We start from the raw sequence: 12,690 nt of genomic DNA on the forward strand, positions 1-12,690 counted from the left end.
GCTGAACAGGTTCCAAAATCCAGCGTGGGACTCAGAGGCAAATCGACATCTGCATCCGCCGCAGCATCTCATCACACCCATCCAACTGCGCCACGCTGACAAACTCATCCGGCTTATGCCCCTGGTCCATGCTGCCAGGCCCGCACACCACAGTGGGAATCCCAACCGCATCAAACAGCCCACCCTCGGTACCAAAGGCCACAGTGCCGAACTCCCTAGAGCCGGAAAACGCCGCGATCAGCTCCGCCGCCTGGCTGCGCTCATCCGTAACCAAGCCGGGGTATGCCGACAATTCGCTGAAGCGAATCGCACTTTGTTTACTGGTAGCGAGCATACGCGGTAATACCTGCTGTTCGGTGTAGGACTTCAGCTCTTGTGCCACCATGGCCGGATCCTGGGAGGGCAGGGCGCGGACTTCAAAGTCGAAACGGCAATCGGCGGGGACGATATTCAACGCCTTGCCGCCGCTGATTACCCCGGTTTGCACGGTGGTGTACGGTGGATCAAACCGCGCATCCTGATGCTCCTTGAGGCGCTGGCCAATCCGCCCCAGCTCACCGATCAACTCGGCGGCGTATTCAATGGCATTTACGCCATACGGCGCATAGGCCGAATGACAGGCCTCGCCATGCACATCACAACGCATTGCCAGCTTGCCCTTATGGCCCAGCACCGGCTTCAATTCGGTGGGCTCGCCGATGATGCACAGCATTGGTTTCACCGGCCGTTGTTGCAGCACCTTGAGCAGCGAACGCACCCCGAGGCAGCCCACTTCTTCGTCGTAGGACAGCGCAATATGCACCGGCATCCGCAACGACGCGGCCACCAGGGACGGCACCAGGGCGAGCACGCAGGCGATGTAGCCTTTCATGTCTGCCGTGCCGCGACCGTAAAGCTTGCCGTCGCGCTCGGTCAGCTCAAACGCCGGCACGGTCCATGGCTGGCCATCCACCGGCACTACGTCGGTGTGCCCCGACAGCACGATGCCCGGCCGATCTGCCGGACCGATAGTGGCGAACAGATTGGCCTTGCTGTGCTCGTCGTTGTAGACCAGTTCGCTGACCACGCCGAAGCCCTGGAGGTAGTCACGGACAAACTCGATCAGTCGCAGGTTGGATTCGCGACTGGTGGTATCAAATTCCACCAGCGTCTTGAGTAAATCGCGACTGGTGCTCATCGCTCGTCTCCGGCCACACCGTAGCCGGGAGACTTGTCGGGCGCCAGGGCGCGGTCGATGTAGTCCTGGACTTGCGGCCGGTAGGCTTCCCACAGCGTTTGCAGTTGGCCAATCGGGTCGTGGTCGGCCCAATCCACCCGCAGGTTGATGATCGGCCAGGTCAGTTCACCCACCACCACCAGCGCGGCTGAATGTACAGGCCCGGCTTCGCCCCCCGCGGCGATGGCGGCATGCATGGCGGCCAGCAGGCGGTCGGCCAGTTGGCCTTCGCTATTTTCAAAAGCCATGACCATGGCAGCGATCACCGAGTGGTCTGCCAGCATGTTGCCGGCGGCGATGCACTGTTCGCCCGCCACCGCGTTGTGGGTTCCCAGGGTTTCACTGCCGCTGAACTGCACGGTGCGCCCCAGATGATCAATCGCCGTCAGTTGTCGGTACTGGCTGTAGCCGTTGCGGGTCAGGACCTTGTCCACTGCATCAGAGGGTGAAAGGCCTTGCTCCAACTGGTCGAGTACTTGCGGCCCAAGGGCGGGCAGCGTGATGTTCTGGGTCGCGACGGCACCCACACCGGGCCGCAGCCAGGGGCAGCGAGCACCTACGGCGATACTGGATGAGCTGATGGCGATACCAAGTTGACCCGTTTCCGGGCAACGGCCGACAATTGAAAAGGTCATGTCTTGCCTCCTGTTATTACTCGGGGATGACGGCAATCACATCAATTTCCATCAACCACTGCGGCTGGCCCAAGGCCGACACTACCAAGCCGGTGGAGATCGGGAACACGCCCTTGAGCCACTTGCCGACTTCCTGGTACACCGGTTCGCGGTAGCGCGGGTCGATCAGGTAAGTGGTGGTCTTGACGATGTGGCTCAGGTCGCTGCCGGCTTCTTCCAGCAGTTGCTTGACGTTGCGCATGGCTTGTTCGGCCTGGGCCTGTGGGTCACCTAAGCCGACCAGTTTGCCGTCAAAGTCGGTACCCACCTGGCCACGAACGTAGACCGTGTTGCCGGCGCGAACGGCCTGGCACAGGTCGTTGTCCAGGCTCTGGTTCGGGTAGGTTTGCTGGGTGTTGAACATGCGAATACGCGTGTGAGTAGGCATCGGGGGACTCCAGGAAAATCAGGCGCTGACTGTGGATGTGCGGGCGACAGGGGTGGCTTCGCGGTAATCAAGGTATTTACGCTGGGTGGCGATGTGGTCGGCCACGTGCTTGGCGTCGTGCCAGACGCCCCAGATAAACGACGAGCCGCGCCGGGATTGCCAGGGCAAACCGAGGAAGTAGATCCCGGCTTCGCTGGACACGCCGCGCTGGTGTTGCGGCTTGCCGTTGGCGTCGAAGGCATCGACGTTCAGCCAGCGGTAATCCACGGCAAAACCGGTGGCCCAGATGATCGAGGTGACGCCGGCCTTGGCCAGGTCCAGTTCAAGGATCGGGTTTGTCACGCAGTCCGGGTCGGGGAATACGCGACGGGCTTGTGGCTCCAGGGGCAGGTCCAGGCCATTGCGCTCGATATAGGCGTCTGCCGCATCCAGCAGGGCGAGGTAGTTTTCATCGCCACGGGCCAGGTTCTCCACCAGGTTTGGCTGAAAGCTGGCCACGGTACCGTTGAAGGCCTGGGTCAGGCCTACCAGGGTCATGCCTTGTTGGGTCAGCTCACGAAAATCAATGGTCTTGCCGCCCTGTGCGCCGCTGACGGCAATGGTTACGTGCTCGCGGCCGGGCTTCATCGCCGCTTGGTCCCACTCACCCAACACCCCCAGCCACCAGCAGAAATCACGGTTGCGATAAGCGCGTGGAGGGCGGTCGTGGGCGCCGACCGACAGGTACACCTGTTTGCCGCTGCGCTGTAATTCATCAGCGATCTGCACCCCGGAAGAGCCGGCACCGACCACCAGTACGGCGCCTTCAGGCAGTTGCCCTGGGTTGCGGTAATCCGCTGAATGGATCTGGTGAAGTGGTACATCCTTGGGGGCAATCGCCGGAATCACTGGCTTCTGGAACGGCCCGGTCGCGGCCACCACGCGGTTGGCTTCGATTACGCCTTCGCTGGTGTGTACGGTGAAGCCTGGGCGAGCGACATTGCGTTCAACACGGGTTACGTCCACACCCGTGCGAATCGGCGCATTGAACTTGCGGGCGTAGGCTTCAAAATAATCCGCCACCCGTTCTTTGGGCGCAAAGCCGTCGGGGCAGACGTCATCAAATTCCAGGCCGGGAAAGCGGTCGTGCCAGGCCGGCCCATTGGCCACCAGCGAATCCCAACGCCCGGTGCGCCAGCGCTCGGCGATGCGGCTGCGCTCCAGCACCAGGTGCGGCACGCCCAGCTTGCTCAGGTGTTCACTCATGGCCACGCCAGCCTGGCCGGCACCCACCACCAGCGTGTCTATTTTTATTGTTTCAACAGTCATGTCTCTATCCTTCTGAACAACGATTGGATTCAGCTCGGGCATGACTTCAAGGCTATGGGGCGCGGGGGTATTAATAAAATATTATTAAGCTGGGAAGTGAGCATAAATAACTGATGCAGAGCGGCTCGGGGGTGTTGCCGACTTACTGGAGGTCGCGATGTATTCAAGGACGCCTGGGAGTATCCAATTGCCCAGCGTTATCGTTCACGATTTTCGCGAGCAAGCCCGCTCCTACATCAGGATTCGCTTCGTCATGACATAGAGGTAATTAGTTTTCTCAGCCCTTTCGATAAACCCCAGCCAACCCCCGCGCCAATTCAATAAAGTTCTGCAACGGCGCCGAAGGATTAAACGTACGCCGCACCAGCGTAATCGGCGCCAGCAACCTTGGCCGCGCATCGTGGATCCGGCAGTACGCTACGCTCTCGCGGTGCACGTCGCGCATGGACGCGGGCACCACCGAGATGCCTTCTCCCGCCGCCACCAGGCTGACGTTGGTCAGCATGCGTTCCACTTCAAAGGCGATTTTCGGTTCAAAGCCGGCGTTCTGGCAGGCCTTGATCAGGTTAGCGTACATGCCCGGCGCGCCGGGGCGACGGACGAGGATGAAGCGTTCGTCCTTGAGGGTGTTCATGCGGATCAAAGGGTCAGGCCCTTTGAGTAAGCGATGGCCGATGGGCAAGGTGAGCAGCATTTCTTCGTTGAGCAGGCGGTGGAAGGTCAGGCTTTGATGGTTGCTGACCGGGGCCCGGAGGATGCCGATGTCGATGTGTTTTTCCAACGCCTGTTCGGTGATTTCCCGTGCGCTGCCTTCCTTGACCGATAACTCGACGCTCGGATAATGCTCGCGGTAAGCGCGGATGATGCGCGGGATCAACGGGTGGGCGGCGGCGGAGCTGGTGAAGCCGATGACCAGGGTGCCTTCGATGCCTTGGGCGACGCGCGAGGCCTTGAGGGAGCCTTGTTCGACCCGGGCCAGGATGATCCGCGCTTCGTCGAGAAACACCAGCCCGCCGGCGGTGAGGTCGACGCCCTTGGGATGGCGCTTGAACAACTCGAACCCCAGTTCGTGCTCCAGCGCGCGAATCTGTTGGCTGAGGGGCGGCTGCTGCATGTTTAAGCGGGCGGCGGCGCGGGTGAAATGTCGCTCTTCGGCCACCATGATGAAATAACGTAAATGGCGAAGTTCCATGGTGGTATATCCCCTGGCAAAACTTTATTATCGGCGGGCTGGATGCGTCTGGGTGATCAATATGCCGAAAGTTATGGGGCACGACAATAACAATAAATAAAAACACTGAGGAGTACTCATGCCCCAATACGCCAAGAAAGGAAGCTTGCCTCTTTTGATTGCCATTGCGTTGGGCATGACGTTAGGTTTGGTCTGCCCGGAAATGGGGATGGACATGAAGTTGTTCAGTGACGGCTTCATCAAGTTGGTCAGTTTGCTGATGCCGTTTCTATTATTCGCATTGGTCTGTACCGGTGTCGCCGGTATTCGGCGCGAACAAAGACATAGCCGGGTTGTAGGCCGGATCGTGTTGTATTTTCAACTGATGTCCCTGTGTGCGCTGATGGCTGGGTTGGTCGCAGGGCTGCTGTTCAATCTTGATCATGCACAAGTGTCGTCGCCGGGGTTCGCTGGGCAGACACCGACATCAGCGCTGCAAACTCGCGTGCATGAGCTTTCCTGGATGCCGGTTTTATCCAACGCCTATGGGGTTTTTACCCAAAGCCTGGTATTGCAGGTCATGGTGTTGGCGGTGATAGGCGGGTTGCTGCTGGGCCGTGGCGGCCGGCTCGGCAACAAATGCCTGGCCTGGATGGAGTCGTCGTTGGAGGTACTCTTTGTACTGTTACGCATTCTTTTGAAGTTTGCACCACTGGCGGCGTTTGGTGCGATGGCTTTTGTGATAGGTAAATATGGAATGGGGTCTGTTTTGCCCCTGCTAAAGTTTATTGTTGTTATTTATCTGATTTGTGCATTGTTTGTTGTTGTGGTATTTGCCACCGTCACTCGGCTGGTCGGAATTCGGTTGTCGCGCCTGATTGTTTATTTGAAGGAAGAGTTGTTGTTGGTGGTCTTTACTGGGTCGTCTGTGGCGGCACTTCCCGGGTTTGTCGGCAAACTTGAAGCGCTGGGGTGTGATCGCCAGTTAGTGCGCTTGGTGCTGACCACCGGTTATACCTTCAATTTAACTGGCAGCAATCTTTACCTGACCACCGCGATCATGTTTCTGGCGCATTTGGGCGGTGTGAGTATGGGCACGCCGGAGTTACTGGCGGTGCTGCTGATTTGCTTGTTTACCTCGCTGGGGTCCACCAGCGTGGCGGGTTCGGCACTGTTTACCCTGATTGCCACCTTGAACATCCTGCAATGGATTCCGATTGAAGGGGTGGGTTTGCTGCTGGGGGTGGAGCGGCTGATGAAGTGTCGATCGTTGACCAATGTGCTGGGCAACTGTGTGGCGTGCCTGGCAATTTGCAGCTGGCAGAAGTCCCTTGATCGTAAGGTCTGCAGGAGCGAGGGGGTCACCTAGTGCTTGCTCGCGGTGCTCTCGGGTGCATCGCGATGCAATCGAGCGTCGACCCACTGCTCCTGTGAGATTGTCAGCCTTTGCTATTCGCCAGTTTGTCGAAGGCCTTATCCAGTTTGTCTTGGGCGTCCTTCAGCTTGTCGCTGCGTTCTGTCAGCCATTTCTGATCAGCTTCCAGGGATTTGTGCGCTTCAGCCAACATCCGCTTGACCTCTTCCGGCTGTGGCCCACCTGTGCCTTTGCGGGTCTTGACCATAGTGGTCGGCGACAGCGCCGCCCGGAATCCTGCCTCATCCAATGGCAAGGTATTGGGCGTCCACTGGTACTTGTCCGCCGCTTGGCGATACAGTTTCTGTGCATCGGCATACGGGAAGGTTTTCGGCGTGGTGCCATTGCTGCGAGCTTCGGTGACGATCAGCGAGGCAAAGCTGTGACCTATCCGGAACGGCACTTTGAACTGGCGCTCCAGGGTGTCCGCCAGCTCCATCGAGGTGGTCCATTCCGACTCCAGCTCTTCCAGCGCCCGTTGTGGGTTGATTTGCAGCGCGTCGAGCACTGCATCCATGCCCTTGAACATCTTGCCGGTGGAGTCGAACAGCCCGAGGGAGTCAAAGGCGAACTTGTAGTCGGTCATGCCGGTGGTGACGTTATGGGCGCGCAAAGTCACGGTCTGGGCCAGCCCGACCACATCCGATGCCGACTCGCGAGTACGCATCAACAACCCAGGATTACGTTTCTGTGGCATCGCGCTGCTGGTGTAGGTGGACTTTTCGTCCAGCAACAGCCAAGGACGGATCTGATGGTACTGGGTATGGATATCACCAATCATAGCGCCAATGCGAATCGCCGAGGATGAGGCCAGGTTTGCTGCCTCAATCGGGATGTCGTAGGTGGATACCTGGCTTGAATCCAAAGAGTTTTCCCGTACGCCATCAAAACCCAGCAAGTCGGCCAGGCGTTCACGGTTGAGCGGGTATGCGGAGTTCGCCAGCACCGCCGTGCCCATGGGGCTGAGGTTGAGACGATTGTAGAGCTCGCGAATGCGCTGACCATCTCGCTCAAATGCCGCCTCGTAGGCCAGCAGGTAATGGGCGTAGCTGATGGGCATGGCCTGCACGCCGTTGGTATAAGCCGGAACCAGGGTGTCGATGTTCTTCTGCGCCAGGGCCAGGATGCGTTGGCGGGTAGTGTTCAATGCGTCGCTGTAGGCCAGTACCTGAGTGCGCAGCTTGGCCAGGCGGAAGGTCGCGAGCATGTCCTGGCGGCTTCGGCCAGAGTGGATCAGCGAGGCTTCGGGACCAATCTTGTTGGTCATGATTTTTTCCAGTTGCAGCACATCGCTGGGGCGTTTGCCGCCGGGCTGGTCGGCCTGGTCAATGGCATAGCGCACGCCGCCGGCGATCTTTTGGCCCATCTGCGGTGTGACGATGCCTTCTTCGGTGAGCATCACGATCGAGGCCTTGTTGATGCGGTTCAACCAGGCGAATTGGGTTTGTGTGGGATCACCCTTGGCCTTGCGGGTTGACTGCGAGGTGTCCACTGAAGCACCGACTTTCGCCGCTTGGGCCGCGCACTGTTCGGTGGTGTTGCAGGGCAACTCGCCAGTGTCGGCAGCGTAAGCGCCGTAAGCGCTGAACAGGGCGAAAGCCACTGCCAGGTGGATCAAGGTTTTCTTGGTATTCATAGACAACGCTCCGGGAAGGATTACAACAGGGGCAGGGTGTAGCTGACGATGAAACGGTGCTGGTCGATGTCATTGCCCTTGCCATTACTGCGATAGGAACCGTTGCGCCATTTCACTTCCAGGTTCTTCAGCGCGCCGCTCTGGAACACATAGCCAAGGTCAGTGTTGCGTTCCCACTCGGTGCCTTCCACGCCTCGACTGCGTTCGAAGTTGTCGCCTTTGAGGTAGCGGGTCATGAAAGTCAGGCCGGGCAGGCCAATGGCGGCGAAGTCGTAGTCATAGCGGGCTTGCCAGGACTTTTCCTCGGGGTTGGCGAAGTCCGGAGAGATCATCACATAGTTGACGAGGTAGGAATTGGTGCCGTCCAGATGGGGGAAGCCGGTAGTGCCTTTCATCTGTTGGTAGGCCGCGCCGAAGGAGTGGCCGTGGATGCTGTAAGTGAGGCGCGCGCCGAAGGCCTGGTTGTCGATGTTGGTGTTGCCGTCTTTGTTGGAGTCGGCATAGCGCAGGTCGGTCTTCAACGACTGGGATTTACCCAGGCGCAGGGTGTGTGCCAGGTTAAAGATATGTTGTTTGTAGTTGTTTTCCAGGCTGGCGTAGTGATAACCGGTGGCCAGGTTTTTGCTCCACTTGTAGTTGGCACTGGCGAAGTCGAATTTATCACTGGGCACGGCGCCCTTGATGCCTTTGCCGGCGACCTCGATATCGTCGTGGCCACTGACATTGCGCAAGGTATTGCTGGTCAGGCGCCCGGCATCAAGGGTCAGGCCGGAGATGTCCTGGCTGGTCAGTTGCGTACCGCGAAAGGTTTGTGGCAGCAGGCGGCTATCGTTGGGCAGCACGGTTGGCAGTTTGGGCATCAAGGTCCCGACTTTCAGCACGCTCTTGGAAATCCGGGCCTTGGCGGTGGCGCCCAGGCGGCTGTAGCTGTCCGGCGCCTTGTCATTACCGACGGGCAGCAGGCCGCTGTTTTGCCGATCAGGGCCGGAATCCAGCTTGAGGCCCAGCAAACCTACGGCATCGAGGCCAAACCCAACCGTGCCTTCAGTAAAACCTGATTGATAGTTGAGAATCAGCCCTTGGGCCCACTCGTCGCGCTTGGATTGGTTGGCGCCGTCCTGATGGTAATCGCTGTTGAAGTAGAAGTTGCGAAATTCCAGATTGGCCTTGCTGTCTTCAAAAAAGTCGGCTTCGGCGAAGGAGGGGAAGGCGAGGGTCAACCCGAGGGTGGCCGAGGTCAGGCCCAGGGCAAGAGGGGATTTATTCATTGTTATTCCCGTTGTCTGCTGCTTATTTTTAGAGTTGTGTGGCCGGACGGCGACAGGTAGGCGCGTCGGGCCTGAGCAGGCTAACGAGTTGGTTTGTAGATTGAAAATATATAGAAAGTGTTGATTACAGATGTTTTAAATATGCTTTGGCGACATTGACCATGGGGTGTGGCGAGCCCGCTTGCCACACCCCATTAGTCAAATGATCAGTGCATCTTGCTGTGGTCCATACCGTTCAAGGCACGGGCTGCAGCCTTGATCTCGATGGTCTGTTTCTCGCCCTTGGCGTTTTCCACCGTCAGGGTCAGCGGCACCTGGTCACCTTCCTTGATCTGGCTGGTCAGGTCGATGAGCATCACGTGATAACCCTCAGGGTCGAGTTTCACCGCTTTGTCGGCAGGCAACGCGACCGAATCCACCGGGCCCATGCGCATCACATCATCCTTCATGCTCATTTCATGGATCTGCACGGTCTTGGCCACCGGTGAGGCCACGCTCAGCAACTTGCTGTCGCTGTCGGCGGTGACGGTCATGAATGCGCCGCTGGAAGGCTGGCCTGGCACCGTGGCGCGTACCCAGGCGTCGCTGACCTGGGCCTGGGCGCTGGCATGGGCGGCCAGGCCCAGCAGGGAAAGGCCGAGGGCAATGTGCTTGAGGGTTTGAACGGCAGTCATTAGCAGACCTCCATGACGGTGAGCAGGTCTTCTGCGCACTCTTTGGCGTTAAGGGATGCCGACAGGCCCAGGCGCAGGTTGCTGCGGGTGTCGAACACAAAGCTGGTGGCGGTGTGGGACAGGGTGTAGCTGTCGCCGCTGGGGATCTTTTCATAAAAGATCCCGAACTCCTTGGCGGCCACGGCGATTTCTTCCGGGGTGCCGTACAACGCTTCGAAGCTGGGGTCGAAGGCCTTGACGTAGGCATCAAGCACCTGGGGCGTGTCCCGCTCAGGGTCCAGGGTAATGAAGATCACCTGCATGATCTCACCGTCGCGGCCCATCAGTTTCTTGGCCTGGGCCATGCGGGCCAGCGTGGTGGGGCAAACGGCCGGGCATTGGGTGAAGCCGAAGAACACCACTGGCATCAAGCCACGGAAGGAGCTGAGGGTGACGGTTTCGCCCTCGGTGTTCTTGAGCTTGAAGGTACGGCCCATGATCTTGTCGCTCAGGTCCTTGCCGTACTTGAAGTTCAGCCTGGGGCTGTTGTCACAGCCGCTCAGCAGGCCCAGGCCCAGCAGACCCATGCCCTGGATGACTTTGCGGCGGGTGAATAACGTACTCATCAACTGTGCATCCTGTGAAGCGCCTGGAGCTCGCGAGATTGCCAATCAGGCTTTGAAAAGGCGTGAACGAGGAGAGCACACAGTCTACCAACCCTGAGCACACGCTACGTAATCTGCGACGATCTGCCACAGGTGCCTGCACTTGGAATGATCTGCGGGTAGAGCTTGGAAAAACCTTACCGGCCTTGCGGCGCCTTGAGGTTATGGCCGATCCAGTCGGCGACACTGGTTACGGCGATCTGTCGTTGGGCATTAAAAGTGCTGGCCAGGTCCCAGGCCACGCCGCGGCCTTGGGCAAACACCACGCGGTATTTCCTGAGGCCGTCCTCGGGTTGTTCTGCCAGGTCGGCCTGCAACTGCGGCACCGACCAGCGAATCCGCTTCACCCTGCGCCCCAGGACTGCGTCGACGGTATCTGCCAGTTGGCCATAAGTCAGGGTGTCGCCGGCGGTGTAGACCACCTGGTTAGCAATCCGCGGGTCGGCAAACACCACCTGGGCTGTCAGCCGGCCGATGTCCTCAGGCGTGGTGACGGTGACGGTGGTGTCCCAGTCACCCAGCGCATGCACGGTGTCTTGCGCCAGGTCCACCACGGCGAAGGACGGTTCGAACAGGAAGCTGGTGAACATGCCCGTCGAAATGATGATCCACTGCGTGTTTTGTTGACCGCGCAGCAGGTCGCGTACATCCAGTTGTTCATCGAACAGGTCCTGGGCGCTGCCACGGCCGATCACGTCGTAATCCACGCCGAACTGCCAGGGCACAAAGCGTTTCACCCCGCCCTCGATGGCGGCGCGGGCCAATTTGCGCTGGGTACCGGGGCCGGCGGCAAAGCCAATGCAACTGATCACCGTGTCAAACGGCGCAAACAATGCGGCGAGGGTGGGCTGGGAGTCGTTCACCAAGTCGCCTGCCAGCAACTCAACACCCAAGGCACGCAATTCGCCCAGTTCCTTTTGTTTGTCGGCGGCGCTGGATTGCAGAGTGGCCGGGCGTAGTAACACGCTGACTCGCACGTCACTAGACGCAGCCATGACGGCTACTTCCCGCAGTACAGCCATGCCGAGTTCGCCGGCGCCGAGGACGAGAATGGACGGGTTCAGAGTCGAAGTCATAGGGTTCTCCGTTGGAGTCGGTTGCCAGGTGAAAGTCATGGCATGCTTGCAGAATTACCGACGGCACATAAGAAGGCACACCAGTGATACCGGGAGAACAAGATGGATAACGACGAGATTATCAGGCGCTCGCAGGCGGCCTGCGAGGCTCTCAGTGCTGATGACGACGGGCTCAAGCGCGACGTACTGAGCCATGCGGGAAACCGCTGGTCGTTGGGCATCGTGCATGTGCTGGGTGTCAACGGACGACTGCGCCATGCCGAGATCGGCCGGCGCATGGAGGGCGTCACCCAACGGATGCTAACGCGTACCCTGCGCCAACTGGAACGTGACGGCCTGGTGCTGCGCCACGACTATCAGGAAGTACCGCCCAAGGTCGACTATGAGCTGTCAGGGCTGGGCAAGCAGTTGTTGGTGCATATGATTCCGTTGTGGACCTGGGTTGTGGAAAATGCTGAAGAGTTCAGGCATTCCCGGGAGCAGTTTGATCGCAACCAGGACAATGTGTCGTGAGGGGCGGCCCAATCTGACGTCGAGGAAGGTTTACGAAGAGGAGTCTGGAAGGTCTTGGTGTTGGCTGTGCATTTTTAGTGAACCCTCGCGCGCGAGGCTTGACCTAATGCATACGACCTCAGGAGGTGAATCATGCAAATAGAATATGTCTGGATTGGCTTGGCCGTGCTGTTGGTGTTGCTGGAGCTGTGGGCGATCAATCATGTGCTGCGCAGCAATAGTCTCTGGGAGAACAAGGGATTGTGGTTGGTACTGATCATCTTTATGCCGTTGCTGGGATTGATCCTCTGGGTGCTGTTCGGCAAGGGCGCAGGGTCTTGTGAACAGAGCAAAGGCTGAGGCTGGTTTGAACAAACACAGGCGTACAGGGGGAATGCCGGCCAGTGGGTGTGGTGTTTAAGGTGGCGCAAGTCAAAACATCTTTATGGGTGGTTTTGGGGACATATCCGTTTTTTGGTAACGGCTGCTTATGGTTTCGCTTTTACAGCGACTCACTTTGGAAAAGCCCCAAAGTAAGCAAAGGGCTCTTGCCCCACCACTTGGTGCCTCGCCCAGGCTCGGCATGCCCGATCGCAGGCATTACTCCGTGGGCCGCCGCGACGGGCCATCCATGGCCCAACACGGCTAAACCGGCGTCCTGCCGGTTTACCCACTGCGTAATACCTGCGTTCGGCCAGCGTGGTTTAACGGGGCGCCGAAGATCAAAAA

General features: G+C 58.9%; 13 protein-coding genes. 3 read left to right on the forward strand and 10 right to left on the reverse strand.

The window, feature by feature from the left end; genetic code table 11:
* Positions 1 to 31: 31 nt before the first annotated feature.
* From argE to GIR22_RS21750, 5 genes are all read right to left on the reverse strand, one after another.
* On the reverse strand, positions 32 to 1,177 hold the full coding sequence (gene argE / locus GIR22_RS21730) for an acetylornithine deacetylase (RefSeq protein ID WP_154745325.1): 1,146 nt from the start codon (positions 1,175 to 1,177) through the stop codon (positions 32 to 34).
* Positions 1,174 to 1,851 (reverse strand): DUF1028 domain-containing protein, encoded by a 678-nt coding sequence (locus GIR22_RS21735; RefSeq protein ID WP_154745326.1) that lies wholly within the window; start codon positions 1,849 to 1,851, stop codon positions 1,174 to 1,176. Before GIR22_RS21735 ends, argE begins: the two co-directional genes overlap by 4 nt.
* 16 nt (positions 1,852 to 1,867) lie before the next feature.
* Positions 1,868 to 2,278, reverse strand: a complete 411-nt coding sequence (locus tag GIR22_RS21740) for a RidA family protein (RefSeq protein WP_154745327.1) — start codon at positions 2,276 to 2,278, stop codon at positions 1,868 to 1,870.
* A gap of 18 nt (positions 2,279 to 2,296) precedes the next feature.
* On the reverse strand, positions 2,297 to 3,628 hold the full coding sequence (locus GIR22_RS21745; protein ID WP_178122401.1) for a flavin-containing monooxygenase: 1,332 nt from the start codon (positions 3,626 to 3,628) through the stop codon (positions 2,297 to 2,299).
* A gap of 235 nt (positions 3,629 to 3,863) precedes the next feature.
* Complete coding sequence (locus GIR22_RS21750) at positions 3,864 to 4,778, reverse strand: LysR substrate-binding domain-containing protein (protein WP_154745329.1); 915 nt, start codon at positions 4,776 to 4,778, stop codon at positions 3,864 to 3,866.
* Positions 4,779 to 4,896: 118 nt separating this feature from the next.
* Between GIR22_RS21750 and GIR22_RS21755 the strand changes: the two genes are divergently transcribed.
* Positions 4,897 to 6,126 (forward strand): cation:dicarboxylate symporter family transporter, encoded by a 1,230-nt coding sequence (locus GIR22_RS21755; protein WP_154745330.1) that lies wholly within the window; start codon positions 4,897 to 4,899, stop codon positions 6,124 to 6,126.
* A gap of 70 nt (positions 6,127 to 6,196) precedes the next feature.
* Here GIR22_RS21755 and GIR22_RS21760 read toward each other — a convergent pair whose 3' ends face one another.
* The 5 genes from GIR22_RS21760 to GIR22_RS21780 form a co-directional block, all read right to left on the reverse strand.
* The gene (locus GIR22_RS21760; RefSeq protein WP_154745331.1) at positions 6,197 to 7,807 is read right to left on the reverse strand and encodes an argininosuccinate lyase; all 1,611 of its coding nucleotides are present in this window, start codon (positions 7,805 to 7,807) and stop codon (positions 6,197 to 6,199) included.
* Between the two features lie 20 nt (positions 7,808 to 7,827).
* A complete protein-coding gene (locus tag GIR22_RS21765; RefSeq protein WP_154745332.1) occupies positions 7,828 to 9,075 on the reverse strand; it encodes an OprD family porin in 1,248 nt (415 codons plus the stop codon).
* A 206-nt stretch (positions 9,076 to 9,281) separates the two neighbouring features.
* The gene (locus GIR22_RS21770) at positions 9,282 to 9,749 is read right to left on the reverse strand and encodes a copper chaperone PCu(A)C (protein WP_154745333.1); all 468 of its coding nucleotides are present in this window, start codon (positions 9,747 to 9,749) and stop codon (positions 9,282 to 9,284) included.
* Positions 9,749 to 10,354, reverse strand: a complete 606-nt coding sequence (locus GIR22_RS21775) for an SCO family protein (protein WP_154745334.1) — start codon at positions 10,352 to 10,354, stop codon at positions 9,749 to 9,751. The genes GIR22_RS21770 and GIR22_RS21775 overlap by 1 nt, the downstream gene beginning before the upstream one ends.
* Before the next feature lie 176 nt (positions 10,355 to 10,530).
* A complete protein-coding gene (locus GIR22_RS21780; protein ID WP_154745335.1) occupies positions 10,531 to 11,469 on the reverse strand; it encodes an aromatic alcohol reductase in 939 nt (312 codons plus the stop codon).
* A 102-nt stretch (positions 11,470 to 11,571) separates the two neighbouring features.
* On the opposite strand from GIR22_RS21780, the gene GIR22_RS21785 reads away from it, so the two are divergent.
* Together GIR22_RS21785 and GIR22_RS21790 are read left to right on the forward strand one after the other, a co-directional pair.
* Positions 11,572 to 11,982: a winged helix-turn-helix transcriptional regulator gene (locus GIR22_RS21785; RefSeq protein WP_154745336.1), complete on the forward strand. Its 411-nt coding sequence runs from the start codon at positions 11,572 to 11,574 to the stop codon at positions 11,980 to 11,982.
* A 132-nt stretch (positions 11,983 to 12,114) separates the two neighbouring features.
* Complete coding sequence (locus GIR22_RS21790) at positions 12,115 to 12,321, forward strand: PLD nuclease N-terminal domain-containing protein (protein ID WP_154745337.1); 207 nt, start codon at positions 12,115 to 12,117, stop codon at positions 12,319 to 12,321.
* Positions 12,322 to 12,690 lie beyond the last annotated feature (369 nt).

Source organism: Pseudomonas karstica, assembly GCF_009707515.1.
Classification (GTDB): Bacteria; Pseudomonadota; Gammaproteobacteria; order Pseudomonadales; family Pseudomonadaceae; genus Aquipseudomonas; species Aquipseudomonas karstica.